The organism is Bacillus sp. FSL R5-0603 (genome assembly GCF_038050295.1).
Classification (GTDB): domain Bacteria; phylum Bacillota; class Bacilli; order Bacillales; family Bacillaceae; genus Bacillus; species Bacillus subtilis.
Genome location: NZ_JBBOYP010000002.1, coordinates 1 through 23544 on the forward strand (window position 1 = coordinate 1; position 23544 = coordinate 23544).

The window sequence follows — 23544 nt, forward strand, 5'->3', positions numbered from 1 at the left end:
TGAATTAACAGGTACGTTTTGTCTTGTTTAGTTTTCAAAGATCATTACCGCCGCTTAACGAAGCAGCTTTATTACTATAACATTTAGCTTCTTTTAAGTCAATAATTTTTTTCAAAGTACTTAATGAAGCTTTTAGTTGATGTCAGCTGTTTATCAGCGACGAATAATAATATATCACGGATATTATCAAAAGGTCAACACCTAATTTAGGCTATGTGAAGAGACATTTTATCGGTTATATTCAATTGTCCATGCTCATAAGATGTAAAACAAGAATGATGGACAAGATAAGGAGGCATCATCAGTGAATCACTTCTATGTGTGGCACATTAAACGGGTAAAACAATTAATTATTATACTTATCGCCGCATTTGCAGCTGCCAGCTTTTTTTATATCCAAAGAGCTGTCCCGCTTCCCGTGTTTTCAACTGACACCGGACCTAAAGCCATTTATAAAGGAGAAACAGACTCTAAAGATATTTCACTTACTTTCGATATCAGCTGGGGTGATGAGAGAGCAGAACCGATACTTAATACTCTGAAAGCAAACGGGATTAAAAACGCAACGTTTTTCCTGTCCGCTTCTTGGGCAGAACGCCATCCCGACACAGTGGCCCGTATCGTAAAGGATGGACATCAAATTGGGAGCATGGGCTACGCTTATAAAAACTATGCCAATTTAGAGAGCAGCGAAATAAAAAAGGACATAAACCGTGCGCAAACAGCCTTTGAAAAGTTAGGGGTCAAAGACATACAGCTATTAAGACCCCCTACCGGCCAATTCAATAAGAATGTTCTAAAGGTCGCAAAGCAATACAATTATACAGTCGTTCATTACAGTGTGAACTCTCAAGACTGGACAAATCCCGGAGTTGAAAAAATCATCGACAATGTGACCAAGCAAGTTTCCGGTGGAGACATTATTCTTTTACATGCCTCCGATTCGGCAAAACAAACAGAAGAAGCATTGCCTGATATCATCCATCAGCTGAAAGAAAAAGGATTAAAAAATGTAACCGTGGGTGATCTCATCGCAAATTCTGATGCCAAATCCGCAGAGGTAAAGTAATTACTTTGCTGCAAACTTCGGCAACATCAGCAATTGGAAGGCATTACATGCCATTAACGGAAAAAGCATTAAATAAAGCCAGTCCTCATCATTTACTCTTAATGCAGGGAACCATTCTAATGCGGTAATCACAACCATCAAAAACAACGATGACACAAATGTTTTCTTAGAGGACTGCTTTTGCTTTATATAAGCTGTAATCACTCCAAAGATCAATAAAAACACCGGTAACCACGCATAGCCAGCCAGCGATTCTCCGCTCTCTCCAAAAAATAAAAAACGCACGTACATTAAATCAAAAGCAACAAACAGGATGAAAAACAACTGCAGCAAATTCCACAAAGAGGAGGACCTTAATATCTCAAGCGCAAACCGATGAACTGTTAAAAACACGAAAAAACCCATTTGGCTGATCACACTGAAAATCATGCCTACACCGATAAACCAAAATAAAACAGAGAAAATCTGCCCCGCTTCAAATGTAAGAAACAGCCCTCTATATTCTCCCCATTTTAAAGCAAAACCCACAATACTCGTGATAAGCGCTCCGACAGCTAAAATAGAAAAGAAAAAACGAACTAAACCACGGCTTTTCATTTCTTTATTCATCCCCTCAAAAATCGCGAACAGCGATATTTTGTTATGTATAATTCCAAACAGATGAATCATATTAAAAGTAAGACAAGTATGTGAAAGGAGCTTAAGCATGTCAAAAGCCAAAACGCTATTGATGAGCTGTTTTTTGTTATTATCTGTAACAGCTTGCGCTCCAAAAGACCAAGCAGCGGATATGGACTATGATCAGACCAAAAAAATGGTTGTTGATATATTAAAAACTGATGATGGAAAGAAAGCTATTAAGGAATTATTAAATGATGATGCCATGAATGAAGCGCTGGTGATTGACCAAGATGCAATTAAAGGAACAATAGAAAAAACACTCACTTCTAAAAAAGGTGAAGAATTTTGGAAAAACATCTTTGAAGACACTGATTTTGCTGAGGGCTTTGCCAAAACTCTTCAGACAGAGCATGAAAAAGTGATTAAAAAGCTGATGAAGGATCCAGATTACCAGAAGATGCTGATGAGCGTGATGCAGGATCCCGGCATGGATAAAAAGTACAGCCAGCTGGCAAAAAGCCAAGAATTCCGCAGTTATTTAGAAGAGGTTATTAACGAAACACTTTCTAGTCCGCTTTACAAAAAGCAGTTCGAAGATGAGCTGAAAAAAGCAGCAAAAGACACAGCAAAAGAAAGTGAATAAAGGGAAAGCCGGGATCTGGAATCCCGGTTCACCTTTTATACCTGCACTGACATTTTTGCATCTATTTTTTTTGCGATGTCCTGATATATTTCTCCGATTGGATGATTTTCGTCATAAACAGACGGAGCAAATTGGTCCTTATCCCAATCGGGCTGTTTCAATGGGATTCTGCCGAGTAAAGGCACGTTTAGTTCCTCAGCCAGTTTATCTCCTCCGCCTTTTCCAAAGACATATTCTCTTTCCCCTGTCTTTGCACTTTCATAATAAGCCATGTTCTCTATGACACCCACGACCTCATGATCGGTTTTAATCGCCATAGAGCCCGCTCTGGCCGCGACAAAAGCAGCTGTCGGATGCGGCGTAGATACGATAATTTCTTTGCAGCTCGGAAGCATTGTATGTACATCGAGAGCAACGTCCCCTGTACCAGGCGGAAGATCAAGAACGATATAGTCTACTTCTCCCCACTCTACTTCATGGAAAAAGTTATTCAGCATTTTGCCGAGCATCGGTCCTCTCCATACGACCGGGGCATTTTCTTCTACGAAAAAGCCCATTGACATGACCTTTACTCCAAAGCGTTCAACAGGAAGAAGTTTCTCTCCTTCAATTGTTGGACGCACAGTAATACCAATCATGTCCGGCACACTGAACCCATAAATATCCGCATCAATTAAACCAACCTTTTTCCCTAGACGAGCCAGAGAAATAGCTAGGTTAACCGACACAGTTGACTTGCCTACGCCGCCTTTTCCACTTGCTACAGCAAGAAAGACTGGCGGGTTATCCATATTTAATAATGTTTTTTTCTCAGCTGACGGCGCCCGGAATTTAGCAACCGTTTCTTCAGGCAGCTCTTCAAATCGAAGGCCGACTGTCTCAGCTCCTGCCCCTTTTAATACGTTTACGATCTCTTGCTGAATCTGCATTTGTTCTGCAGTTCCTGTTTTTGCAAGAGCGACTTTTACACTGATATGCCGTTTTTCAGGCTTTATTTTAATTTCCTTAACGGCATCCAATTCTCCCAGAGGTCTTTGAAGAAAAGGTTCGCGCATTTCTCCGACTAGTTTTCTTACTTCATCTTCTCTTATCATCGAACCTCACCCTTTTGTGTATTCGTTTACAATTATTATTATATCATACATAAATGGCGGGTGTCTTATGCTTAGAACCACAAGAAAACCCTCCATTACTCCGGAGGGTCTCCTTTTTCTGTAAAATATCGCAAAATGCCTTTATATATGGAAGATGCCACCTTGTCTTGATATTTCGGTTTACCGAGCAACGTTGCTTCACTTGGATTGGATAAAAATCCGACTTCTATAAGCGCCCCCGGTTTGGTGACGTTTTGCATTAAGTAGATACCATGAATCCGCTTTGCTTTCCGGGTTGTGTTTTCCAGATTTCTTCTCAGTTCATCCTGGATGTATTTTGCGACTTTCTCATTTTCCGCATATTTCCCGTAATAAAAGCTTTGGGCTCCGCTCCATTTTTGTGACGGAATCGCATTAAGATGAATGCTGATATAGAGCTCCGCCTCTGAATGGTTTATTAATTTGACTCGTTGTCTTAGATCCTCAGCTTTTCGTCGACTATAGCCTTTTGTTCCTTCTGGAGCGAGATCAGTATCACTTTCTCTGGTCATGATAACAAGCGCTCCTTGTTCTTGAAGATAATCCCTGACTCTAAAAGCCACTTCCAGGGTAACATCCTTCTCTAACAGCTTTCCGCCGACTGCTCCGCCGTCAGGCCCGCCATGACCTGGATCTAGATAAATGATTTTACCGCTCAAGGGCAGGCTCCACGGCTTCCAAGAGTCGTTATTGCTGAACTGATATTTGAACAGAAATAGTAATACGATGAAGCCTAGCAAAAAACCGAGCCATTTAAGCTTTTTCCTCATCCCTTCCCCTCCCGCTTGTCCGTTATTACATAACTATGGGACAGGGCCGGGAAATATGATTATCGCATGCGAAGCTTACACTGTTTTTCTCTTTGAACAAACCCCGCTGTCCACCAATCTTTAATGAACTTGCGTGCCGCTTCATAAACCGTGTTTTTATCAAATGTTGCGTATTGCTCGTGTATCCAATTATAGAGATAATCAAAAAACTCCATACGTAGCTCTTCTTCTTCTCTTGCAGAGCGGGCACTGATACTTTGCATGGATTCTCCGTAATAGCCGAATATCCCAAAACGCCCGCCTAACAAATAAGCTTCAATCGCAAAATCAATACAGCCTTCAGTAATAATATCTCGTTCATCATGTAAAAATGGAAATAATGGTTCCAAACAATCCTTAACAGACTGGATAATTTGTCTCAGAGAGAGTTCTTTGAGCAAGTTCTTTTCTAATTCAAAATCCTTTTGGCGTTTCACATCCATAAAAGACAGTACTTCTGCCATATAAATTCACTCTCCTTTTACGGATTATTTTGAGGTTTGGATGATGAAACAATGCCCGAATTCGGTTGGAAATTCGCCCAAATGAAGGTGTAAAATCGATAAAAAATCAGCTTTCCGCAGGGTGCGGAACGAACGTTCTGTAATTGGTTATGAAAAAAGCAGCCCCTCTAACAGGTCGCTGCTTTTCATACTTTCACGCTTCTTGTTGCAGAATATGTATGGATATATTGGTCTAATACAAACCCGCCTTTATCTTCATAAAAACCAGTAACGATAAAACCGGCATCAATTTGGCCTTTGATTTGGTCTTCTAAGGAATGGCCGAATTCCAGAGCCTCATTATTTTCGATCAGTTTTTTCACTTTATGTTTTGGAAGATCTTCTGGGTCAGCGTATGGAATGGAGTGTTTTACTTTTAAAACACCTTGCTGTTCTAATTCTGTATCAAACAGAAATACAACAGGATTGACAAAACCCGAGATTAGAATGCCGTTCCTTTTCAACACACGGTGCGCTTCCTTCCATACCGGGAGGACATTCTCAACAAAAACATTGGCAACAGGATGTACAATGACATCAAATGATTCATCATTAAATACACTTAAATCGTCCATGCTTCCTTTGACAGTGTGTATCGTGAGACCATCTCGCTCAGCAATCATTCTATCCTGATTCAGCTGTTTTTCTGAGTTATCTAATACGGTGACATCCGCGCCTGCGGCTGCCAAAACTGGACCCTGCTGGCCGCCGCCTGATGCTAAACAGAGTACTTTCAGACCTTTGACAGGCGGAAACCATTCCTTCGGTACATCTTTCATTGGTGTTACCCTTATATCCCAATTGCCTTTTTTTGCTTGTTCGATAACCTGCTGCTCAACAGCAACAGTCCATTCATTGCCTGTTTCTACTTTTTTATCCCAGGCTTTGCTATTATGAGCTACTAACGCATTCATGAATCTTCTCCTTACTTTAATGTATAGAGTATAACAAATATTTCTAGATTGATATCGCTTTCCCTTTGCATATTTAGAAAAAAGTTCATAAAAACGCAAAAAAATCACAAAGGAGATATGTGATTTATATCATCAGATTTACTTTTACTTCGTTACATAAACCCATTAGCAATGAGAGCTATTGTTTCTCCGGGTTAATCAGCAGTGAACTTTAACGGATGAGATACAGTGGTTAGATGAAGCTGGGCTGATCACATAACGATAATAAACATTGACCAAAGTTCCAATTGAATAAGAATGAAAGCTATCATGATTATTACAAAGAGACCGTTTACAAACAAAGAATTTGCTTAACCCCGTCAAGCGTCCATTCAGTTGTTATTTTTATGCGAGGCTGCCACGTTTTATTGAAAGAAAAAAGCTCCCAACCCAAGGTCGAGAGCTTTTTGAAAACGTAAAATTAACGTTTTGAGAACTGAGGTGCACGACGAGCGCCTTTAAGACCGTATTTTTTACGTTCTTTCATACGAGCGTCACGAGTCAGAAGACCTGCACGTTTAAGAGTTGTACGGTATTCTGGATCTGCTTCAAGCAAAGCACGAGCGATACCGTGACGGATTGCTCCAGCTTGACCAGATAAGCCGCCTCCATGTACGTTTACTAAAACATCATAAGTGCCAGCTGTTTCAGTCAAAGTTAATGGTTGTTTGATATCTTCGATTAAAGCTGCAGATGGGATATGTTCGCTGATTTCACGATTATTAACGACGATACGGCCTTCTCCTGGAACTAAACGCACACGCGCTACAGAGCTTTTACGACGGCCAGTACCGTAATATTGAACCTGTGCCAAATTGGTAACCTCCTTTTTAATTAACCGCGAAGTTCGTAAACTTCAGGTTTTTGTGCTTCGTGTGGATGCTCAGAACCACGGTATACGTTCAATTTTTTGAACATTTGACGACCTAGAGAACCTTTTGGAAGCATGCCTTTGATAGCAAGCTCAAGCATTTTCTCAGGGTAGTTTGTACGCATTTCAAGAGCAGTTCTTGATTTTAATCCGCCTGGATGTTGAGTGTGACGGTAGTAGATTTTGTCAGTTAACTTTTTACCAGTTAACTCGATTTTTTCAGCGTTGATGATGATCACATGATCTCCAGTATCAACGTGTGGTGTGTAAGTTGGTTTGTGTTTTCCGCGAAGGATAGCTGCAACTTCTGAAGAAAGACGACCTAAAGTCTTGCCAGCAGCATCAACAACTAACCACTTGCGTTCAATAGTACTTGCGTTAGCCATAGGTGTTGTACGCATTGAATTTCCCTCCTAAATGATCTGTCATTTTCAATAAACTTCGATTACGTTCTATTTCACAACACAATAAGTTCCGGGGCTTATCGTGGGGTTGAAATACATACCATATGATATCTTATAACTTTATGCAGACTCTGTCAAGAAAATATTATACACCTGGTTTAGTTGTCATAGTAAACGTTCCATAAATATAGCCCGTGCCCCGGCGCTGTGCGCCCTGCCGCTTCGCGATCCTTCGCTTCCAGCATGGATTTCACCTCATCGGGAGAAATTTTTCCAATACCTGCATCAAGCAAAGTACCCGCAATAATTCTGACCATATTATATAAGAAACCGCTGCCTGTGATCCGCATTTGCAGGCCGTCAGCCGTCTCAGTCCAATCAAGTTCGTATATCGTTCTTACCTTGTCCTGCACTTCTGTTTTAGCCGCGCAAAAGCTCGTAAAATCATGTGTCCCTATAAGATGCTTTGCCGCTTCTCTCATGTCCTGCACATTAAGGCGATATGAAAAATGGTAAGCGTAATGCCGTTTAAATACGTCCGGGTGTTTCTCCGTGTATACAAAGTAGCGATATTCTTTTTTGACTGCGCTAAATCGTGCATGGAACCCATCATCCGCAATTTCTGCCTGTTTGACTGCGATATCGTCCGGAAGCAGTGCATTTAAGGCATATGGCCATCTCTCAGCCGGGATAGCCAGCGGAGTGTCAAAATGAATCACCTGTCCGGCTGCGTGAACCCCGCTGTCTGTTCTTCCAGACGAAACGACCGGAATTCTGTTTTTTGACTTATGCAGGACAGCCAAAGCCTTCTCCAGTTCATCCTGAACCGTTCTTTTGCCCGGCTGAACCTGATAACCATTAAACAAATGTCCGTCATAAGAAATCGTGCATTTCAGTCTCATACAGCACCTCTAAGCCCTTAAGAAAAATAACAAAGCAGCTAATATAATTAAGCTGACAATGACAGAAGTGTCTTTTCCTGTCCATACAAGCTTTCTATATTTCGTACGTCCTTCTCCGCCTTGATAGCCTCTTGCTTCCATTGCCACCGCAAGCTCTTCGGCGCGTTTAAATGCGCTGACGAAGAGCGGGACAAGAAGCGGGACAATAGCCTTCACTCTATCTTTGACAGGCCCGCTTGTAAAATCAACGCCTCGCGCCATCTGAGCCTTCATGATCTTATCTGTCTCCTCCATCAGTGTCGGAATAAACCGTAAAGAAATTGACATCATAAGAGCCAGCTCATGAACAGGAAGCTTTAATTTTTTCAATGGGTTCAGCAGCTGCTCCATTCCATCGGTAATCTCAATCGGTGTGGTCGTAAGCGTTAATAAGGTTGTGATTAAAATCAAATAGACGAATCTAAGAGAAATGAATATCCCCTGAACCAGACCGCCCTCATAGACTTTGAAAAAACCTATTTGAAAGATAACCGGTCCTTCATGTGTCATAAGGATGTGAAGAAGGAACGTAAAAAGGACAATCCAGATGATTGGCTTCAGTCCTTTCATTAAAAAAGAGAAAGGAACTCTTGTTAAAGAAACGACGCCAACTGTAAATAAACCAAGCAACGCATATGTCTGAACATTATTGGCTAAGAATACAATGCAGACAAATAAAAAGATCGTGATCAGTTTTGTTCTGGGGTCAAGCCGGTGCACAAGTGAAGTCCCCGGTACATACTTGCCGATAATCATGCTGTCCATCATAAAGTCTTCTCCCCCTGAAAAAGAGCACGGATTTCAGCAGCGGCATCTTCGATTGTGAGCATAGGCTCATTAAATCTCACACCCAGTACAGCTTCAAGGTGTCTTTGGAATTTTATTGTTTCAGGAAGATCCAGCCCCCAGCCGGCCATCTCTTCACCCTTTAAAAACAGATCACGCGGACTGCCTGATGCTTGTATCGTTCCTTTATGCATAACAATCATTTCATCAGCGTATGCAGCTGCATCCTCCATGCTGTGTGTCACAAGGATCGTCGTCAGGTTCCCACGTTGATGAAGCTCATAAAACATATCCATAATCTCTTTTCGCCCTCTTGGGTCCAATCCTGCAGTCGGTTCATCCAGAACAAGCACTTCAGGGTCCATTGCAAGTACGCCGGCAATTGCAACTCTGCGCATTTGCCCCCCGCTTAATTCAAAGGGTGACCTGTCCAAAAGCTCTTCTGATAAACCTACAAGCTGCAGCATCTCTCTCGCTTTTTGTTCAGCATCTTCTTTTTTAACACCAAAGTTCATCGGTCCGAATGAAATATCTTTAAGAACTGTTTCTTCGAATAATTGATGCTCAGGAAATTGGAAAACGATTCCGACTTTTTTACGAAGTTTTTTCAGATCTTTATTCTTTTTCCCTGCCTGAATGACAGTGCTGCCTAGTGATATCTGTCCCTTCGTCGGCTTCAGGAGACCATTTAGGTGCTGAAGAAGAGTGGACTTGCCAGAGCCTGTATGCCCGATAACGGCTACGTAGCTTCCTTCTTTAATCGATGCATTGATATCATACAGTGCTAGGCGCTCAAACGGCGTCTTCATCTGATAACGATGCTCTACATCTTTGATTGTAATGTCCACAGCTCTTTCACCAGCCCTTCCTGAGTCAAATGGTTTTCTTCCAAAGCCAGTCCATTTTCTCTTAAAAGCTGGCTAAGCTGGAATGAGAAGGGTAAATCAAGCCCAATTCGAACAAGTTCTTTATTCAATTTAAAAATCTCTTCAGGCGGCCCTTCAGCATATTTTTTACCGCCATTCATGACAATGATCCTGTCTGCTTTTGCTGCCTCATTCAGATCATGTGTAATGGATATGACAGTCGCCATGCCCTGCTCTTTTAAATGTCTTACCGTTTCAAGCACTTCTTCTCGCCCGATCGGATCAAGCATGGATGTTGCTTCATCTAAGATAATAATATCAGGACGTGCGGCAATAACCCCCGCAATCGCAACTCTCTGCTTTTGGCCTCCGGAGAGATGGTGCGGCTCTTGATCGAGAAAATCTTGCATATTCACCTGTTTTACTGCCCAGTCTACTCTCTCAATCATTTCTTCCCGCGGTACACCATTGTTTTCTAAACCAAAAGCCACATCATCGCGAACAGTCGTTCCGACAAATTGGTTATCCGGATTTTGAAAGACCATACCTATCTTCTTACGCACTTCCCAAACAGATTCCTCTGTCAATTGAATCCCGGCAACCTCAATGTCGCCTGATTCAGGAAGAATTAAACCATTCAATGCCCGGGCCAGTGTTGATTTCCCTGAACCGTTATGACCTACGATTGCAAGCCATTCACCCTCATACACCTGCAGGGAGACGCCGTCTAGTGCTCGTCTTTCTGCGTCCTTCCGATATCGAAATACGATATCCTCTACCGATATCAACTGATTTTGATTCATGGAAAACCGGCCTCCTCTCAGCTAATGCTCTGCTTTTCTCTCTATTAAAAGTTGCAGTATCTAAAAAAAGGGCATAGATCCAGTTAGAAACTGTCCCGCCCTTCTTTAGATACACAAAAATATGTGATTAAACCAATTCGATAATTGCCATTGGTGCTCCGTCACCACGGCGAGGACCAAGCTTCATAATACGTGTGTATCCGCCTTGGCGCTCCTCGTAACGAGTTGCAATGTCAGAGAATAATTTTTGAAGTGCATCTTGGTTATTTTCTTCGTTTGCAACCTCGTTGCGGATGTATGCAGCAGCTTGACGGCGAGCGTGAAGATCACCGCGTTTGCCAAGCGTGATCATTTTTTCAACTACAGAGCGAAGTTCTTTCGCACGTGTTTCAGTTGTTTCGATTCTTTCGTTGATGATCAAATCAGTTGTAAGATCACGAAGCATAGCTTTACGCTGTGCACTCGTACGTCCTAGTTTTCTGTATGACATGTGATGTCCCCTCCTTTATTGGAATGCTGTTTCTGAATAATAAACACACGAAAATCCTAGTTCACATGGGAAACTAGTCAATCGTCTTTGCGAAGTCCGAGTCCAAGTTCTTCTAGTTTCGCTTTCACTTCTTCAAGTGATTTGCGTCCTAGATTTCGAACTTTCATCATATCTTCTTCCGTCTTGTTCGCAAGCTCTTGAACCGTGTTAATACCCGCACGCTTTAAGCAGTTGTAAGAACGAACAGAAAGATCCAATTCTTCAATTGTCATTTCAAGAACTTTCTCTTTTTGATCTTCTTCTTTTTCAACCATGATTTCAGCATGTTGAGCTTCGTCAGTTAAACCAACGAATATATTAAGGTGTTCAGTTAAAATCTTTGAACCAAGCGCAATTGCTTCTTTCGGTCCAGTGCTTCCATCAGTCCAAACATCAAGTGTAAGTTTATCATAGTTTGCAACTTGGCCTACACGAGTGTTCTCTACCTGATAAGATACACGAGAAACTGGCGTATAGATAGAATCGATCGGAATCACGCCGATTGGCTGATCGTCTCTCTTGTTTGCGTCAGCAGGCGTATACCCACGTCCTCTTTGAGCAGTAAGGCGAACTCGGAAACTCGCATTCTCACCAAGAGTCGCGATATGAAGATCAGGATTTAAGATCTCTACATCACTATCGTGTGTAATATCAGCTGCCGTTACAGTTCCTTCACCCTGTACATCAATTTCTAGCGTCTTCTCTTCATCAGAGTAGATTTTCAATGCAAGCTTTTTAATGTGTAAGATAATCGTTGTAACATCTTCCACAACGCCTTCAATTGTCGAGAATTCGTGCAGTACACCATCTATCTGGATTGATGTTACAGCGGCACCAGGGAGTGAGGATAAGAGGATACGACGTAAGGAGTTACCCAGAGTTGTACCATATCCACGCTCAAGTGGCTCTACGACAAACTTACCAAATTTGGCATCGTCGCTGATTTCAACCGTTTCGATTTTTGGTTTTTCAATCTCGATCATTACTTAAAACCCTCCTTCAAAACGTCGAAACCTCGAATAGAATCATATGAGATTCCATCCGAAATTCCCCATTGTTTAGTCCCGTATGTGCTCAGGCAACGAGTCGGTGCATTCGTTTCATAAATAACTGTATCATAACCCATTATTGACAGGGACACAAAATCTATACAAACAAATTACACGCGGCGACGTTTTGGTGGACGGCATCCGTTATGAGGAACAGGAGTTACGTCTCTGATAGCAGTGACTTCTAGTCCAGCAGCTTGAAGTGCACGGATTGCAGCTTCACGGCCTGAACCAGGTCCTTTAACAGTAACCTCTAGAGTTTTAAGACCATGTTCGATTGAACCTTTAGCAGCTGTTTCTGCAGCCATTTGCGCAGCAAAAGGAGTAGATTTACGAGAACCTCTGAATCCTAAAGCTCCGGCACTAGACCAAGAAATAGCATTACCATGAGTGTCAGTGATCGTAACGATCGTGTTATTGAAAGTTGAACGAATATGAGCAATTCCAGACTCAATATTCTTTTTCACGCGACGTTTACGCGTGTTAGATTTACGAGCAGCAGCCATTGTTTAAGAACCTCCCTTACTTATTTTTTCTTGTTAGCTACAGTACGACGCGGACCTTTACGAGTACGCGCGTTGTTTTTAGAGTTTTGTCCGCGAACAGGTAATCCTCTGCGATGACGGATTCCGCGGTAGCTTCCGATTTCGATCAGACGTTTGATATTAAGAGAAACTTCACGGCGAAGGTCACCTTCTACTTTTAGTTTGTCAATAATATCACGGATTTTACCAAGTTCTTCTTCAGTAAGATCGCGCACACGAGTATCTTCTGAAACTCCAGCTTCTTTTAAAACTTGCTGAGCCGTTGTGCGGCCAATTCCGAAGATGTATGTTAAAGAAATAACAACACGTTTGTCACGTGGGATATCTACACCAGCAATACGAGCCATTCTCTGGGCACCTCCTTATAAATTATCCTTGTTTTTGTTTATGCTTTGGATTTTCACAGATCACCATTACTTTTCCTTTTCTGCGAATAACTTTACATTTTTCGCAGATTGGTTTAACTGATGGTCTCACTTTCATGTGTTTCCAACCTCCTTCAGTTTCCGGAGTGCTTTATTTGTAACGGTACGTAATCCTGCCACGAGTTAAGTCATATGGAGATAATTCTACCGTAACTTTGTCTCCAGGTAAAATGCGAATGAAGTGCATGCGGATTTTACCAGATACATGAGCCAAAACAGTGTGGCCATTTTCAAGTTCAACTTTGAACATCGCGTTTGGCAGTGTTTCGACTATAGTACCTTCCACTTCAATTACATCGTCTTTCGCCATTCAAGTGTTCTCCCTTCTTCAAATCAGTAACTTGCTTTCTGACAAATTTCAAAAGAAGTTTGTCACACGCCCTGTTTCGTTTATACTGTTCTGAACTTCCGGAGATACGCAATCATAAAGGGTTAAATGATTGATATTCTTTTTCTTAGGAGAATGAAATGTACGCTTTTCTCCGTCTGCTGTTAGTACATTGATGATGGTTAAAATTCCAACGACAAGCAGCAAGATGAATTCGGTCTTGCCAATGTTCACCCAAGCTTTCTGCCCTATCAAGCTTGAAAAACATCTGTCTTCGGAATTATTTTCATCATCTAGACTCTCGTCAGTATATCAAAACCCGTTTCCGTAATCGCAATCGTATGTTCAAAATGAGCACACTTTTTCCCATCTACCGTTACAACCGTCCAGTTATCAGCCAATGTTTTCACGTAGCGGCTGCCAGCGTTCACCATAGGTTCAATAGCGAGAACCATGCCAGGTTTAAGCCGTGGTCCTTTGTTGGGCGGACCGTAATGAGGAATTTGCGGGTCCTCATGCAAGTCTTGACCAACACCATGTCCGACATACTCCCTAACAACTGAAAACTGCTCATTTTCGACATACGTTTGTATTGCGTGGGAAATATTCGACAAACGTTCACCTGGTTTTGCTTCCTGCAAGCCTTTATATAAAGACTCCTCTGTCACTTCCAGAAGTTTTTTGTCATCATCGCTGATGTTTCCTACCGGATATGTCCATGCAGAGTCACCATGATAACCATTTAATTTAGCACCGATATCAATACTGATGATGTCACCGTCCTTCAGCACCCTGCTGCCAGGTATGCCGTGAACGAGTTCTTCATTAACTGATACGCAAATGCTCCCGCGAAACCCATTATACCCCTTAAAAGATGGGATTGCACCCTGCTTCTTAATAAAACGTTCGGCAATTTGATCCAATTCTTTTGTCGAGATTCCTGGTTTAATGTGCTTTTTTAACTCTTCATGAGTTAAAGCCACGATTCGCCCTGCTTCCCGCATGATACCAAGTTCACGTGGGGTTTTACAGATAATCATTTTTTTAATCCTCCAAGAAGATCCTTCACATCTGCATAAACGTCTTGAATGTCCTGCTGGCCATTCACGTTTGCAAGATAACCTTTCTCTGAATAGAAATCGAGTAAAGGCTGAGTTTGCTTCATGTTTACCTCAAGCCGTTTAGAGACTGTTTCCTCATTATCATCTGCCCGTTGATAGAGTTCGCCTCCGTCTTTATCACAAATACCCGGCGTTTTCGGCGGATTAAAGACTAAATGATAGGTTGTGCCGCAAACACTGCAAATTCTGCGTCCAGTCAGACGTTCCATCAGAGCGTCTTTGTCGACTTCAATGTTAATGACATAATCAATCGGCTTGCCGTATTCCTCAAGAATTTCTTCAAGAGCTTCGGCTTGAGCGACTGTTCGCGGAAATCCGTCCAGAAGAAAACCTCTTTCACAATCATCTTTGCCAAGTCTCTCTTTTACAATTCCGATTGTGACTTCGTCAGGTACGAGCTCTCCCTTATCAATATAAGATTTTGCTTCGAGTCCGAGTGGTGTTTCTTCTTTCATAGCAGCACGGAACATATCTCCTGTTGAGATATGAGGAATCCCATAATCCTCAACAATTCGTTCGCCCTGTGTGCCTTTACCGGCACCAGGAAGCCCCATTAAGACTAAGTTCATTCGGATTTCCCCCGTCCTCTCTTTATTAAGAGGGAATGGATAAATCCATTTCCTCTAGTTTTTCATAAATCCACGGTAGTTTCGTTTCACCAACTGGCTTTCTAGTTGTTTCATTGTCTCCAAGGCTACCCCGACAACAATTAACAAAGATGTTCCGCCAATTTGTGCACTTTGAGGCAATCCAGCGAATTGAATGAAAAAGATAGGAAGAATGGAAATCACGGCTAAGAATATAGAACCCACAAACGTAAGTCGATACAAAATGCTCGTAATTCTATCTTGAGTCATTTTCCCTGGACGAACCCCCGGGATATAGCCACCCTGTTTTTTAAGGTTATCAGCCATTTGTTCAGGGTTTACCTGTACAAAAGCATAAAAGTACGTAAAGGCAATAATCAACGCAACATATATCGCCATACCCACCGGATGCGTATTATCAAAGTTGTTTTGAATCCACTTTGTCACATCGTTTGTTCCAAAGAATGACGCGATTGTCCGCGGCGTTATCAAAAACGCAACCGCAAAGATTACCGGAATAACCCCTGCAGGATTCACTTTCAATGGAAGGTGTGTAGACTGACCTCCGCCAGCAGGTGAACGACCTGTGCCTTTAGCATATTGAATCGCAATTTTCCGTACGGCTTGCTGAATGAAAATAACTCCAACAATAACTGCTAAAATCGCAATCACAAGAAGTGCGACTTTCACAATATGAATAAACAACTGATCGTTGCTGCCGACAAATTGAGTCTCATATATTTGCCCAATTGTTTTTGGAATACTTGACACAATCCCCGCGAAGATAATGATCGATATTCCGTTGCCTACTCCATGAGAAGTAATTTGTTCCCCAAGCCACATTAAAAAGGCAGTTCCGCCAGTGAGCACTAAAGCAATGATAAGATATGTCGATACACCGGATTTTTCGATCAGCATACCGTTTGCCAGATTATTGAATCCATATGACATACCTAACGCTTGGATGAAACCAAGCACAATCGTAAAGTACCTTGTGAACTGAGCTAATTTACGGCGGCCAACTTCACCTTGCTTAGACCACTCGGTAAACTTCGGTACAACATCCATCTGAAGCAGCTGAATGATGATCGAAGCCGTGATATAAGGAGTAATTCCCATTGCGAAAATGGAAAATTGGTAAAGCGCACCGCCGCCAAATGTATTAAGGAGATCAAAAACACCCATTTGAGACTGCGCCTGTAACGCTTCAGCGTTAACGTAAGGCACAGGAATAAACGCACCTATGCGAAAGACGATAAGCATGAGTAAAGTGAATATGATTTTATTCCTGATATCACTCACACGCATAAAGTTGGAGATTGTTTTAAACAAGTTAGATCACCTCAGCTGTACCGCCAGCAGCTTCAACAGCTTCTTTCGCAGAAGCAGAGAATTTATTGGCTTTTACAGTTAATTTTTTCTCTAATTTACCGTTGCCAAGAATCTTTACTCCTGCATTAAGTTTGCTAATAACACCAGTCTCTAGAAGAAGTTCAGGAGTGACTTCCGTTCCTTCTGCAAAACCGTTCAATTTGTCTAGGTTGACTACAGCGTATTCCTTGCGGTTGATGTTAGTGAAACCGCGTTTAGGAAGACGTTGGAATAAAGGCATTTGTCCCCCCTCGAATCCAGGGCGTACACCGCCGCCAGAACGAGCGTTTTGACCTTTGTGACCTTTACCAGCTGTTTTACCGTTGCCAGAACCAATACCACGACCTACGCGATTACGCGTTTTGCGTGAACCTTCTGAAGGTTTTAATTCATGAAGTTTCATTAGGACACCTCCTTATCCGATCAAATATTTTTATTGTTCTTTAACAGAAACTAAATGAGATACTTTATTAATCATACCACGGATCGCAGCGTTGTCTTCATGAACAACAGTTTGGTTTGTTTTCTTTAAACCAAGTGTTCTTACAGTAACGCGTTGGTCTTCCGGGCGACCGATTACACTTCGTTTGAGGGTAATTTCTAATTTAGCCATTAATGTTCCCTCCTTATCCTAACAGTTCTTCTACAGATTTTCCACGAAGCTTCGCAACGTCTTCAGCACGTTTAAGTTCACTTAAACCTTGAAGTGTTGCACGAATCATGTTGATCGGTGTGTTAGAACCTAAAGACTTAGAAAGGATATCAGCTACACCAGCTAGCTCAAGTACCGCACGTACAGGGCCTCCAGCGATAACTCCAGTACCTTCAGAAGCAGGTTTTAACAAGATGTTACCTGCACCGAAACGTCCGATGATTTCGTGTGGAATTGTAGTTCCAACCATTGGTACTTCAATCAAATTCTTTTTCGCATCTTCAACAGCTTTGCGGATCGCTTCTGGTACTTCTTGTGCTTTACCAGTACCGAATCCTACGTGTCCGTTTTTGTCACCGACAACGACTAGAGCTGCGAAGCGGAAACGACGACCACCTTTAACAACTTTCGCTACGCGGTTAACCGTAACTAAGCGTTCTTCTAACTCTAATTTGCTTGGGTCAATACGACGCATAATCATGTGTCCCTCCTTCTTTTATTAAAATTTAAGTCCAGCTTCACGAGCGGCATCAGCCAAAGCTTTTACACGTCCATGGTATAAGTATCCGCCACGGTCAAATACTACGTCAGAAATGCCTTTTTCAGCAGCGCGTTTTGCAACTAATTCTCCAACTTTAGTAGCAGCAGAAGTATCTCCAGTGCTTTCAACGTTCAAGTCTTTATCGAGAGTAGATGCACTAGCAAGTGTTACACCATTTACATCATCGATGATTTGAGCGTAAATGTGCTTGTTAGAACGGAAAACGTTCAGGCGCGGTCTTTCAGCAGTACCGGAAAGTTTAGCGCGAACACGAGCGTGTCTTTTAAGACGAGCAGCATTTTTGCTAGTTTTCGTAATCATCTAGGTCACTCCTTTCTTCACTTTAAGCGATCTTACTTAGCAGATTTACCTTCTTTACGGCGAACAACTTCACCTTCGTAGCGGATTCCTTTACCTTTGTAAGGCTCTGGAGAACGTACAGCGCGGATGTTAGCAGCAATGGCTCCTACGCGTTCTTTGTCTGTACCTTTTACAACTACTTTTGTTTGAGAAGGAACTTCGATTTCGATGCCTTCTTCAGGAACGATCTCAACAGGATGAGAGTATCCAACGTTTAAAACAAGTTTATTTCCGGATTTAGAAGCACGGTAACCGACACCGACTAATTCCAAACCTCTTTCAAATCCTTTAGATACACCTTCAACCATGTTGCCAAGCAGACTGCGAGTCGTACCATGCAGGGCACGGTGCTCTTTTTGATCAGAAGGACGAGCGACTGTAAGCACATTGTCCTCTACTTTAATCTCCATATCAGGGTGAAACGTACGAGTTAATTCTCCTTTTGGTCCTTTCACAGCTACAGTGTTGTTATCATTTAACGTTACTGTAACATCAGAAGGAATCTCAAGTAGCTTCTTACCTACACGAGACATACCAAACACCTCCATTCATGTTAAACTTCTTACCAAACGTATGCTAGAACTTCTCCACCAGCTTGTTTTGCACGGGCTTCTTTGTCCGTTAAAACACCTTGTGATGTAGAAATAATCGCGATTCCAAGACCGTTAAGTACGCGAGGTACTTCATTAGATTTAGCATAAACACGCAAACCAGGCTTGCTGATTCTTTTAAGACCAGTGATAACGCGCTCGTTGTTTTGTCCGTATTTCAAGAAAACGCGGATGATACCTTGTTTGCTGTCTTCTACGAACTCAACGTCACGAATGAAACCTTCACGCTTTAAAATTTCAGCAATTTCTCTTTTCAATTTAGAAGCAGGAATTTCAAGCTTCTCATGACGTACCATGTTTGCATTGCGAATACGAGTTAGCATATCTGCAATTGGATCTGTCATAACCATTATATAATTACCTCCTTCCCTTTCTTGGGGATTACCAGCTGGCTTTTTTCACGCCAGGAATTTGTCCTTTATATGCAAGCTCACGGAAACAAATACGGCAAAGTTTAAATTTACGAATGACTGAATGCGGACGTCCGCAGCGTTCACAGCGTGTGTACTCTTGTACTTTAAACTTTGGTGTACGTTGTTGTTTCGCAATCATAGACTTTTTAGCCACGATTTCGCCTCCCTTTCATTGATTATTTCTGGAACGGCATACCTACTTGAGTTAATAGCTCACGAGCTTCTTCGTCAGTATTAGCAGTTGTTACGATAACGATGTCCATTCCGCGAACCTTTGTTACTTTATCGTAGTCAATTTCAGGGAAGATTAACTGTTCTTTGATACCAAGTGTGTAGTTACCGCGACCATCGAAAGATTTTTTAGAAACCCCGCGGAAGTCACGTACACGCGGTAAAGATACAGAAATAAGTTTATCAAGGAAATCATACATGCGCTCTCCGCGAAGAGTTACTTTCGCACCGATAGGCATTCCCTCACGAAGACGGAATCCAGCAATTGATTTCTTCGCACGAGTAACGACAGGTTTTTGACCTGCGATAAACGTTAATTCTTCAACAGCACTGTCGATTGCTTTGGCGTTTTGAACAGCGTCACCAACACCCATGTTGATTACGATTTTTTCGATTTTAGGCACTTGCATGACTGAATCATAGTTGAACTTAGTCATTAAAGCAGGTGCAATTTCTTTATTGTACTTTTCTTTAAGGCGGTTCATGAGATAGACCTCCCTTCCTTTTAATACTATTTATCTAGAACTTGCCCAGATTTTTTTGCTACACGAACTTTTTTGCCATCTTCCACTTTGTATCCTACGCGAGTCACTTCACCTGTTTTAGGATCGAGCGGCATAACGTTTGATACATGAATTGGCGCCTCTTGATTAGAAATACCGCCTTGAGGGTTAGCTTGAGTTGGTTTAGAGTGTTTCTTTACCATGTTAACACCTTCAACTAAAACGCGGTCCTTTTTAGGGAAAGCAGCAAGGATTGTTCCTTGTTTGCCTTTATCTTTACCAGAGATAACCATAACTTTATCGCCTTTTTTTACATGCATCCTGATCGCACCTCCTTGAGTAAGGCATTTATTTCATTAGATAACTTCTGGAGCTAGAGAAACAATTTTCATAAAGTTGTTTTCACGCAATTCACGAGCAACTGGTCCGAAGATACGAGTTCCGCGTGGGCTCTTGTCGTCACGGATGATAACACATGCATTCTCATCGAAGCTGATGTATGAACCGTCACTTCTGCGCGCTCCGCTTTTAGTGCGAACGATAACAGCTTTTACGACTTCACCTTTTTTGACAACGCCTCCTGGTGTTGCTTGTTTAACCGTGCAAACAATTACATCACCAATGTTAGCTGTTTTACGTCCAGAACCACCAAGAACTTTAATAGTAAGTACTTCACGTGCGCCAGAGTTGTCAGCTACTTTTAAACGAGTCTCTTGTTGAATCATTATTTGTTACCTCCCTTCGGAAAAAGAATTCCGAACTTTATTAGATAATAACAGCTTCTTCGACAACTTCAACTAGACGGAAACGCTTAGTTGCAGACAATGGACGAGTTTCCATGATCTTAACGATGTCACCGATTTTAGCTTGATTATTTTCATCATGTGCTTTGAATTTTTTTGAGTATTTTACGCGTTTACCGTAAAGTGTATGTTTTTTGTATGTCTCAACAACAACAGTAATGGTTTTATCCATTTTGTCAGAAACAACACGGCCTTGGTAAACTTTGCGTTGGTTACGTTCGCTCATGCTCACGACCTCCCCTCAGTGATTATTTATTAGCAGCAATTTCTCTTTCACGAATCACAGTTTTCATGCGCGCGATAGCTTTGCGCACTTCACGAATGCGAGCAGTATTTTCAAGTTGTCCTGTCGCTAATTGAAAGCGAAGATTGAAAAGTTCTTCTTTAAGAGACTTTACTTTTTGTTCAATTTCAGCAGTGGTAAGGTCACGAATTTCATTAGCTTTCATTTGATTCACCACCAATTTCTTCACGTTTTACGAACTTCGTTTTAATTGGCAATTTGTGAGATGCAAGGCGAAGCGCTTCACGAGCAACCTCTTCAGACACACCAGAAATTTCAAATAAAACTTTGCCCGGTTTTACAACAGCTACCCAACCTTCTGGAGCCCCTTTACCGGATCCCATACGTACCTCAAGTGGTTTAGCAGTGTAAGGTTTAGAAGGGAAAATTTTGATCCAAACTTTACCGCCACGTTTCATGTAACGAGTCATCGCAATACGTGCAGCTTCGATTTGACGGTTAGTAATCCAAGAAGCTTCAAGAGCTTGGATACCGAATTCTCCGAAATGTACTTCAGTACCGCCTTTCGCACGGCCACGCATTTTTCCGCGATGCTCTCTGCGATATTTAACGCGTTTTGGTAATAACATATTATTTTCCTCCTTCCTCATTTTTCTTCTTAGTAGGAAGAACCTCTCCACGATAGATCCAGACTTTTACACCAAGCTTACCGTAAGTAGTATCAGCTTCAGATGTTGCATAGTCAATGTCCGCACGTAATGTGTGCAATGGAACAGTTCCTTCACTGTAGTATTCAGAACGAGCGATATCTGCACCGCCAAGACGACCAGAAACCATTGTTTTCACACCTTGTGCTCCAGCACGCATAGTACGTTGGATTTGTTGTTTCTGCGCACGGCGGAAAGAAACACGGTTTTCTAATTGACGAGCGATGTTGTCAGCAACTAGCTGTGCATCAAGATCTGCTCTTTTGATTTCAAGAATGTTAATGTGTACACGCTTGCCAGTAAGGCTATTAAGGGCTTTGCGAAGTGCTTCGACTTCAGAACCGCCTTTACCGATAACCATACCAGGCTTAGCTGTGTGGATCGTAATGTTAACGCGGTTTGCTGCACGCTCGATTTCTACTTTAGAAACAGAAGCGTCAGAAAGGCGTTTGCTAATGTATTCACGAATTTTTAAATCTTCGTGCAGGAAGTCAGCGTAATCTTTACCAGCGTACCACTTAGATTCCCAATCACGAATGACTCCGATACGAAGACCGACTGGATTTACCTTTTGACCCACTACTTATCCCTCCTTCTTTTCTGATACAACGATTGTAATGTGGCTCGTACGTTTGTTGATTTGGCTCGCACGTCCCATAGCACGTGGGCGGAATCTTTTTAACGTAGGGCCTTCGTCAACGAATGCTTGAGAAATAACCAGGTTGTTAGCGTCCATTTCATAGTTATGCTCAGCATTTGCAATAGCGGATTTTAATACTTTCTCGATAATTGGAGAAGCAGCTCTTGGTGTAAGGTTCAAGATTGATACTGCCTCACCTACTTGCTTGCCTCGAATCAGGTCCATTACTAGACGTGCTTTACGAGGAGCAATACGGACTGTTCTTGCAACAGCTTTAGCTTGCATTTAAAAGCCTCCTCTCTTAGCGTCTTGTTTTTTTGTCATCACTAGCATGACCTTTGTACGTACGAGTTGGAGCGAATTCACCCAACTTGTGCCCTACCATATCTTCAGAGATGAATACAGGCACGTGTTTACGTCCGTCATAGACTGCGATTGTGTGACCAATAAACTGTGGGAAAATAGTAGAACGACGAGACCAAGTTTTTACGACTTGTTTCTTGTCTGTTTCATTTAATTTCTCGATTTTAGTCATCAAGTGTCCATCGACAAATGGTCCTTTTTTTAAGCTGCGAGCCATTTTGGAACCTCCCTTCGTGATTGCACTACGGTCCGAAAAGAACCGTAGACAACCCCGTTATTTATTTTTACGACGACGTACGATAAATTTATCGGATTTGTTCTTTTTCTTACGAGTCTTGAATCCAAGAGTTGGTTTGCCCCATGGAGACATTGGTGATTTACGTCCGATTGGCGCACGTCCTTCACCACCACCGTGTGGGTGATCGTTAGGGTTCATTACAGAACCACGAACAGTAGGACGGATGCCTTTCCAGCGAGAACGTCCAGCTTTACCAATGTTGATAAGTTCGTGCTGTTCGTTACCTACTTGACCGATAGAAGCACGGCAAGCAGAAAGGATCATGCGAACTTCACCAGAGTTAAGACGTACAAGAACGTATTTACCTTCTTTACCAAGAACCTGAGCAGATGTACCAGCTGAACGTACAAGCTGTCCGCCTTTACCAGGTTTTAATTCAATGTTATGCACAACTGTACCAACAGGGATGTTGATAAGTGGAAGTGCATTACCTACTTTAATGTCAGCTTCAGGACCTGACATGATTTCAGTACCTACTTGAATTCCTTTTGGAGCAAGAATGTAACGTTTTTCCCCGTCTGCATAGTTGATTAGAGCAATGTTAGCTGAACGGTTTGGATCGTATTCAACTGTAGCAACGCGTCCAGGTATACCATCTTTATCGCGTTTGAAGTCGATAACACGGTATTGGCGTTTATGTCCGCCACCTTGGTGACGTACAGTCAATTTACCTTGGTTGTTACGTCCGCCTTTTTTGTGAAGGGGAGCAAGCAAGGATTTTTCCGGCTTGTCAGTCGTGATTTCAGCAAAATCTGAAGTTGTCATGCCACGACGTCCATTAGAGGTCGGTTTATACTTTTTAATCGCCATTTTGAATTTCC

39 protein-coding genes and 1 pseudogene are annotated in these 23544 nt (G+C 42.1%); 2 read left to right on the top strand and 38 right to left on the bottom strand.

The window, feature by feature from the left end; all coding sequences use genetic code 11:
• Positions 1-304: 304 nt before the first annotated feature.
• Positions 305-1069, top strand: a complete 765-nt coding sequence (gene pdaB / locus NYE56_RS20890) for a polysaccharide deacetylase family sporulation protein PdaB (protein ID WP_015252978.1) — start codon at positions 305-307, stop codon at positions 1067-1069.
• Here the strand turns inward: pdaB and kbaA are convergent, their stop codons facing one another.
• Positions 1070-1666 carry a KinB-signaling pathway activation protein gene (kbaA, locus tag NYE56_RS20895; RefSeq protein WP_004399693.1) on the bottom strand — a complete coding sequence of 199 codons (597 nt, stop codon included), beginning with the start codon at positions 1664-1666 and terminating at the stop codon, positions 1070-1072.
• Positions 1667-1775: 109 nt separating this feature from the next.
• Here kbaA and gerD point away from each other — a divergent pair, with 109 nt between their 5' ends.
• Positions 1776-2333 (top strand): spore germination lipoprotein GerD, encoded by a 558-nt coding sequence (gene gerD, locus NYE56_RS20900; RefSeq protein ID WP_003235126.1) that lies wholly within the window; start codon positions 1776-1778, stop codon positions 2331-2333.
• Positions 2334-2368: 35 nt separating this feature from the next.
• Here the strand turns inward: gerD and salA are convergent, their stop codons facing one another.
• From salA to rplB, 37 genes and pseudogenes are all read right to left on the bottom strand, one after another.
• Positions 2369-3427 (bottom strand): iron-sulfur carrier protein/transcriptional regulator SalA, encoded by a 1059-nt coding sequence (salA, locus tag NYE56_RS20905; protein ID WP_041337887.1) that lies wholly within the window; start codon positions 3425-3427, stop codon positions 2369-2371.
• Between the two features lie 95 nt (positions 3428-3522).
• On the bottom strand, positions 3523-4236 hold the full coding sequence (gene cwlD / locus NYE56_RS20910) for an N-acetylmuramoyl-L-alanine amidase CwlD (RefSeq protein WP_015382599.1): 714 nt from the start codon (positions 4234-4236) through the stop codon (positions 3523-3525).
• 59 nt (positions 4237-4295) lie between these two features.
• Positions 4296-4739 carry a YbaK family protein gene (locus NYE56_RS20915; protein ID WP_003235118.1) on the bottom strand — a complete coding sequence of 148 codons (444 nt, stop codon included), beginning with the start codon at positions 4737-4739 and terminating at the stop codon, positions 4296-4298.
• 185 nt (positions 4740-4924) lie between these two features.
• On the bottom strand, positions 4925-5692 hold the full coding sequence (locus tag NYE56_RS20920; RefSeq protein ID WP_341284410.1) for a class I SAM-dependent methyltransferase: 768 nt from the start codon (positions 5690-5692) through the stop codon (positions 4925-4927).
• Between the two features lie 460 nt (positions 5693-6152).
• Positions 6153-6545, bottom strand: coding sequence for a 30S ribosomal protein S9 (rpsI, locus tag NYE56_RS20925; protein ID WP_004399691.1), 393 nt, complete (start codon positions 6543-6545; stop codon positions 6153-6155).
• 20 nt (positions 6546-6565) lie between these two features.
• Positions 6566-7003 (bottom strand): 50S ribosomal protein L13, encoded by a 438-nt coding sequence (gene rplM, locus NYE56_RS20930; protein WP_003241966.1) that lies wholly within the window; start codon positions 7001-7003, stop codon positions 6566-6568.
• Between the two features lie 161 nt (positions 7004-7164).
• Positions 7165-7908, bottom strand: coding sequence for a tRNA pseudouridine(38-40) synthase TruA (gene truA, locus NYE56_RS20935; protein WP_268556304.1), 744 nt, complete (start codon positions 7906-7908; stop codon positions 7165-7167).
• A gap of 9 nt (positions 7909-7917) precedes the next feature.
• Positions 7918-8715, bottom strand: a complete 798-nt coding sequence (locus tag NYE56_RS20940; protein WP_341284411.1) for an energy-coupling factor transporter transmembrane component T family protein — start codon at positions 8713-8715, stop codon at positions 7918-7920.
• On the bottom strand, positions 8712-9581 hold the full coding sequence (locus NYE56_RS20945) for an energy-coupling factor ABC transporter ATP-binding protein (protein WP_031600082.1): 870 nt from the start codon (positions 9579-9581) through the stop codon (positions 8712-8714). The genes NYE56_RS20940 and NYE56_RS20945 overlap by 4 nt, the downstream gene beginning before the upstream one ends.
• Positions 9557-10402, bottom strand: coding sequence for an energy-coupling factor ABC transporter ATP-binding protein (locus tag NYE56_RS20950; protein WP_004399689.1), 846 nt, complete (start codon positions 10400-10402; stop codon positions 9557-9559). Before NYE56_RS20950 ends, NYE56_RS20945 begins: the two co-directional genes overlap by 25 nt.
• A 127-nt stretch (positions 10403-10529) precedes the next feature.
• Positions 10530-10892: a 50S ribosomal protein L17 gene (gene rplQ, locus NYE56_RS20955; RefSeq protein WP_003225836.1), complete on the bottom strand. Its 363-nt coding sequence runs from the start codon at positions 10890-10892 to the stop codon at positions 10530-10532.
• A gap of 77 nt (positions 10893-10969) precedes the next feature.
• Positions 10970-11914, bottom strand: coding sequence for a DNA-directed RNA polymerase subunit alpha (locus NYE56_RS20960; RefSeq protein WP_003225835.1), 945 nt, complete (start codon positions 11912-11914; stop codon positions 10970-10972).
• A 176-nt stretch (positions 11915-12090) separates the two neighbouring features.
• Positions 12091-12486 carry a 30S ribosomal protein S11 gene (gene rpsK, locus NYE56_RS20965; protein WP_009966385.1) on the bottom strand — a complete coding sequence of 132 codons (396 nt, stop codon included), beginning with the start codon at positions 12484-12486 and terminating at the stop codon, positions 12091-12093.
• A 20-nt stretch (positions 12487-12506) separates the two neighbouring features.
• A complete protein-coding gene (rpsM, locus tag NYE56_RS20970; RefSeq protein WP_003235095.1) occupies positions 12507-12872 on the bottom strand; it encodes a 30S ribosomal protein S13 in 366 nt (121 codons plus the stop codon).
• Between the two features lie 22 nt (positions 12873-12894).
• Complete coding sequence (gene rpmJ, locus NYE56_RS20975) at positions 12895-13008, bottom strand: 50S ribosomal protein L36 (RefSeq protein ID WP_003156543.1); 114 nt, start codon at positions 13006-13008, stop codon at positions 12895-12897.
• A 33-nt stretch (positions 13009-13041) separates the two neighbouring features.
• The gene (gene infA, locus NYE56_RS20980) at positions 13042-13260 is read right to left on the bottom strand and encodes a translation initiation factor IF-1 (RefSeq protein WP_003156508.1); all 219 of its coding nucleotides are present in this window, start codon (positions 13258-13260) and stop codon (positions 13042-13044) included.
• Positions 13238-13506 (bottom strand): annotated as a pseudogene (locus NYE56_RS20985) (ribosome-binding protein ybzG). The gene infA and the pseudogene NYE56_RS20985 overlap by 23 nt, the downstream one beginning before the upstream one ends.
• A 65-nt stretch (positions 13507-13571) precedes the next feature.
• Complete coding sequence (map, locus tag NYE56_RS20990; protein WP_003225828.1) at positions 13572-14318, bottom strand: type I methionyl aminopeptidase; 747 nt, start codon at positions 14316-14318, stop codon at positions 13572-13574.
• Positions 14315-14968 (bottom strand): adenylate kinase, encoded by a 654-nt coding sequence (locus tag NYE56_RS20995; RefSeq protein WP_003241987.1) that lies wholly within the window; start codon positions 14966-14968, stop codon positions 14315-14317. Before NYE56_RS20995 ends, map begins: the two co-directional genes overlap by 4 nt.
• Before the next feature lie 54 nt (positions 14969-15022).
• Positions 15023-16318, bottom strand: coding sequence for a preprotein translocase subunit SecY (gene secY / locus NYE56_RS21000; RefSeq protein ID WP_004399662.1), 1296 nt, complete (start codon positions 16316-16318; stop codon positions 15023-15025).
• A gap of 1 nt (position 16319) precedes the next feature.
• On the bottom strand, positions 16320-16760 hold the full coding sequence (gene rplO / locus NYE56_RS21005) for a 50S ribosomal protein L15 (RefSeq protein ID WP_003225819.1): 441 nt from the start codon (positions 16758-16760) through the stop codon (positions 16320-16322).
• A gap of 30 nt (positions 16761-16790) precedes the next feature.
• Entirely contained in the window at positions 16791-16970 is a 180-nt protein-coding gene (gene rpmD, locus NYE56_RS21010; protein ID WP_003156497.1) for a 50S ribosomal protein L30, read from the bottom strand.
• Between the two features lie 13 nt (positions 16971-16983).
• Positions 16984-17484 (bottom strand): 30S ribosomal protein S5, encoded by a 501-nt coding sequence (gene rpsE, locus NYE56_RS21015; protein ID WP_003328273.1) that lies wholly within the window; start codon positions 17482-17484, stop codon positions 16984-16986.
• 24 nt (positions 17485-17508) lie between these two features.
• Positions 17509-17871 carry a 50S ribosomal protein L18 gene (gene rplR, locus NYE56_RS21020; protein ID WP_003225816.1) on the bottom strand — a complete coding sequence of 121 codons (363 nt, stop codon included), beginning with the start codon at positions 17869-17871 and terminating at the stop codon, positions 17509-17511.
• A 32-nt stretch (positions 17872-17903) separates the two neighbouring features.
• Entirely contained in the window at positions 17904-18443 is a 540-nt protein-coding gene (rplF, locus tag NYE56_RS21025; protein WP_004399690.1) for a 50S ribosomal protein L6, read from the bottom strand.
• Between the two features lie 29 nt (positions 18444-18472).
• Positions 18473-18871: a 30S ribosomal protein S8 gene (rpsH, locus tag NYE56_RS21030; protein WP_003241998.1), complete on the bottom strand. Its 399-nt coding sequence runs from the start codon at positions 18869-18871 to the stop codon at positions 18473-18475.
• A 31-nt stretch (positions 18872-18902) separates the two neighbouring features.
• Positions 18903-19088 carry a 30S ribosomal protein S14 gene (gene rpsN, locus NYE56_RS21035; RefSeq protein WP_003156488.1) on the bottom strand — a complete coding sequence of 62 codons (186 nt, stop codon included), beginning with the start codon at positions 19086-19088 and terminating at the stop codon, positions 18903-18905.
• A 22-nt stretch (positions 19089-19110) separates the two neighbouring features.
• Positions 19111-19650 (bottom strand): 50S ribosomal protein L5, encoded by a 540-nt coding sequence (gene rplE, locus NYE56_RS21040; RefSeq protein WP_003225809.1) that lies wholly within the window; start codon positions 19648-19650, stop codon positions 19111-19113.
• A gap of 26 nt (positions 19651-19676) precedes the next feature.
• Positions 19677-19988 (bottom strand): 50S ribosomal protein L24, encoded by a 312-nt coding sequence (gene rplX / locus NYE56_RS21045; protein WP_003156486.1) that lies wholly within the window; start codon positions 19986-19988, stop codon positions 19677-19679.
• A gap of 36 nt (positions 19989-20024) precedes the next feature.
• Positions 20025-20393 (bottom strand): 50S ribosomal protein L14, encoded by a 369-nt coding sequence (rplN, locus tag NYE56_RS21050; RefSeq protein WP_003225805.1) that lies wholly within the window; start codon positions 20391-20393, stop codon positions 20025-20027.
• 40 nt (positions 20394-20433) lie between these two features.
• Entirely contained in the window at positions 20434-20697 is a 264-nt protein-coding gene (gene rpsQ, locus NYE56_RS21055; RefSeq protein ID WP_003225804.1) for a 30S ribosomal protein S17, read from the bottom strand.
• Between the two features lie 22 nt (positions 20698-20719).
• Positions 20720-20920 carry a 50S ribosomal protein L29 gene (gene rpmC, locus NYE56_RS21060; RefSeq protein WP_003156482.1) on the bottom strand — a complete coding sequence of 67 codons (201 nt, stop codon included), beginning with the start codon at positions 20918-20920 and terminating at the stop codon, positions 20720-20722.
• The gene (gene rplP / locus NYE56_RS21065; protein ID WP_003225801.1) at positions 20910-21344 is read right to left on the bottom strand and encodes a 50S ribosomal protein L16; all 435 of its coding nucleotides are present in this window, start codon (positions 21342-21344) and stop codon (positions 20910-20912) included. Before rplP ends, rpmC begins: the two co-directional genes overlap by 11 nt.
• Before the next feature lies 1 nt (position 21345).
• On the bottom strand, positions 21346-22002 hold the full coding sequence (gene rpsC, locus NYE56_RS21070) for a 30S ribosomal protein S3 (protein ID WP_003235068.1): 657 nt from the start codon (positions 22000-22002) through the stop codon (positions 21346-21348).
• Between the two features lie 3 nt (positions 22003-22005).
• Entirely contained in the window at positions 22006-22347 is a 342-nt protein-coding gene (gene rplV, locus NYE56_RS21075; protein WP_003156475.1) for a 50S ribosomal protein L22, read from the bottom strand.
• Between the two features lie 16 nt (positions 22348-22363).
• The gene (rpsS, locus tag NYE56_RS21080) at positions 22364-22642 is read right to left on the bottom strand and encodes a 30S ribosomal protein S19 (RefSeq protein ID WP_003156472.1); all 279 of its coding nucleotides are present in this window, start codon (positions 22640-22642) and stop codon (positions 22364-22366) included.
• A 57-nt stretch (positions 22643-22699) separates the two neighbouring features.
• The gene (gene rplB / locus NYE56_RS21085; RefSeq protein ID WP_003225795.1) at positions 22700-23533 is read right to left on the bottom strand and encodes a 50S ribosomal protein L2; all 834 of its coding nucleotides are present in this window, start codon (positions 23531-23533) and stop codon (positions 22700-22702) included.
• Positions 23534-23544 lie beyond the last annotated feature (11 nt).

What these genes read in the sequence shown, in the direction of transcription:
- salA (WP_041337887.1), bottom strand. Translation starts at nt 3,427, where the DNA reads ATGATAAGAGAAGATGAAGTAAGAAAACTAGTCGGAGAAATGCGCGAA.
- rplX (WP_003156486.1), bottom strand. Translation starts at nt 19,988, where the DNA reads ATGCATGTAAAAAAAGGCGATAAAGTTATGGTTATCTCTGGTAAAGAT.
- rpsH (WP_003241998.1), bottom strand. Translation starts at nt 18,871, where the DNA reads ATGGTTATGACAGATCCAATTGCAGATATGCTAACTCGTATTCGCAAT.
- rpsK (WP_009966385.1), bottom strand. Translation starts at nt 12,486, where the DNA reads ATGGCTGCTGCTCGTAAATCTAACACGCGTAAACGTCGCGTGAAAAAG.
- rplB (WP_003225795.1), bottom strand. Translation starts at nt 23,533, where the DNA reads ATGGCGATTAAAAAGTATAAACCGACCTCTAATGGACGTCGTGGCATG.
- gerD (WP_003235126.1), top strand. Translation starts at nt 1,776, where the DNA reads ATGTCAAAAGCCAAAACGCTATTGATGAGCTGTTTTTTGTTATTATCT.
- NYE56_RS20995 (WP_003241987.1), bottom strand. Translation starts at nt 14,968, where the DNA reads ATGAACTTAGTCTTAATGGGGCTTCCTGGTGCCGGTAAAGGCACACAG.
- NYE56_RS20920 (WP_341284410.1), bottom strand. Translation starts at nt 5,692, where the DNA reads ATGAATGCGTTAGTAGCTCATAATAGCAAAGCCTGGGATAAAAAAGTA.
- rpmC (WP_003156482.1), bottom strand. Translation starts at nt 20,920, where the DNA reads ATGAAAGCTAATGAAATTCGTGACCTTACCACTGCTGAAATTGAACAA.
- rplN (WP_003225805.1), bottom strand. Translation starts at nt 20,393, where the DNA reads ATGATTCAACAAGAGACTCGTTTAAAAGTAGCTGACAACTCTGGCGCA.
- rplO (WP_003225819.1), bottom strand. Translation starts at nt 16,760, where the DNA reads ATGAAACTTCATGAATTAAAACCTTCAGAAGGTTCACGCAAAACGCGT.
- rpsQ (WP_003225804.1), bottom strand. Translation starts at nt 20,697, where the DNA reads ATGAGCGAACGTAACCAACGCAAAGTTTACCAAGGCCGTGTTGTTTCT.
- NYE56_RS20950 (WP_004399689.1), bottom strand. Translation starts at nt 10,402, where the DNA reads ATGAATCAAAATCAGTTGATATCGGTAGAGGATATCGTATTTCGATAT.
- cwlD (WP_015382599.1), bottom strand. Translation starts at nt 4,236, where the DNA reads ATGAGGAAAAAGCTTAAATGGCTCGGTTTTTTGCTAGGCTTCATCGTA.
- map (WP_003225828.1), bottom strand. Translation starts at nt 14,318, where the DNA reads ATGATTATCTGTAAAACCCCACGTGAACTTGGTATCATGCGGGAAGCA.
- rplF (WP_004399690.1), bottom strand. Translation starts at nt 18,443, where the DNA reads ATGTCTCGTGTAGGTAAGAAGCTACTTGAGATTCCTTCTGATGTTACA.
- rpsE (WP_003328273.1), bottom strand. Translation starts at nt 17,484, where the DNA reads ATGCGTCGTATTGACCCAAGCAAATTAGAGTTAGAAGAACGCTTAGTT.
- kbaA (WP_004399693.1), bottom strand. Translation starts at nt 1,666, where the DNA reads ATGAAAAGCCGTGGTTTAGTTCGTTTTTTCTTTTCTATTTTAGCTGTC.
- rplR (WP_003225816.1), bottom strand. Translation starts at nt 17,871, where the DNA reads ATGATTACGAAAACTAGCAAAAATGCTGCTCGTCTTAAAAGACACGCT.
- NYE56_RS20960 (WP_003225835.1), bottom strand. Translation starts at nt 11,914, where the DNA reads ATGATCGAGATTGAAAAACCAAAAATCGAAACGGTTGAAATCAGCGAC.
- rpsS (WP_003156472.1), bottom strand. Translation starts at nt 22,642, where the DNA reads ATGGCTCGCAGCTTAAAAAAAGGACCATTTGTCGATGGACACTTGATG.
- rplQ (WP_003225836.1), bottom strand. Translation starts at nt 10,892, where the DNA reads ATGTCATACAGAAAACTAGGACGTACGAGTGCACAGCGTAAAGCTATG.
- infA (WP_003156508.1), bottom strand. Translation starts at nt 13,260, where the DNA reads ATGGCGAAAGACGATGTAATTGAAGTGGAAGGTACTATAGTCGAAACA.
- rplP (WP_003225801.1), bottom strand. Translation starts at nt 21,344, where the DNA reads ATGTTATTACCAAAACGCGTTAAATATCGCAGAGAGCATCGCGGAAAA.
- rpsM (WP_003235095.1), bottom strand. Translation starts at nt 12,872, where the DNA reads ATGGCTCGTATTGCTGGTGTAGATATCCCACGTGACAAACGTGTTGTT.
- rplM (WP_003241966.1), bottom strand. Translation starts at nt 7,003, where the DNA reads ATGCGTACAACACCTATGGCTAACGCAAGTACTATTGAACGCAAGTGG.
- truA (WP_268556304.1), bottom strand. Translation starts at nt 7,908, where the DNA reads ATGAGACTGAAATGCACGATTTCTTATGACGGACATTTGTTTAATGGT.
- rplV (WP_003156475.1), bottom strand. Translation starts at nt 22,347, where the DNA reads ATGCAAGCTAAAGCTGTTGCAAGAACAGTCCGTATTGCTCCTCGTAAA.
- NYE56_RS20940 (WP_341284411.1), bottom strand. Translation starts at nt 8,715, where the DNA reads ATGATGGACAGCATGATTATCGGCAAGTATGTACCGGGGACTTCACTT.
- rplE (WP_003225809.1), bottom strand. Translation starts at nt 19,650, where the DNA reads ATGAACCGCCTTAAAGAAAAGTACAATAAAGAAATTGCACCTGCTTTA.
- rpmJ (WP_003156543.1), bottom strand. Translation starts at nt 13,008, where the DNA reads ATGAAAGTGAGACCATCAGTTAAACCAATCTGCGAAAAATGTAAAGTT.
- NYE56_RS20915 (WP_003235118.1), bottom strand. Translation starts at nt 4,739, where the DNA reads ATGGCAGAAGTACTGTCTTTTATGGATGTGAAACGCCAAAAGGATTTT.
- rpmD (WP_003156497.1), bottom strand. Translation starts at nt 16,970, where the DNA reads ATGGCTAAATTAGAAATTACCCTCAAACGAAGTGTAATCGGTCGCCCG.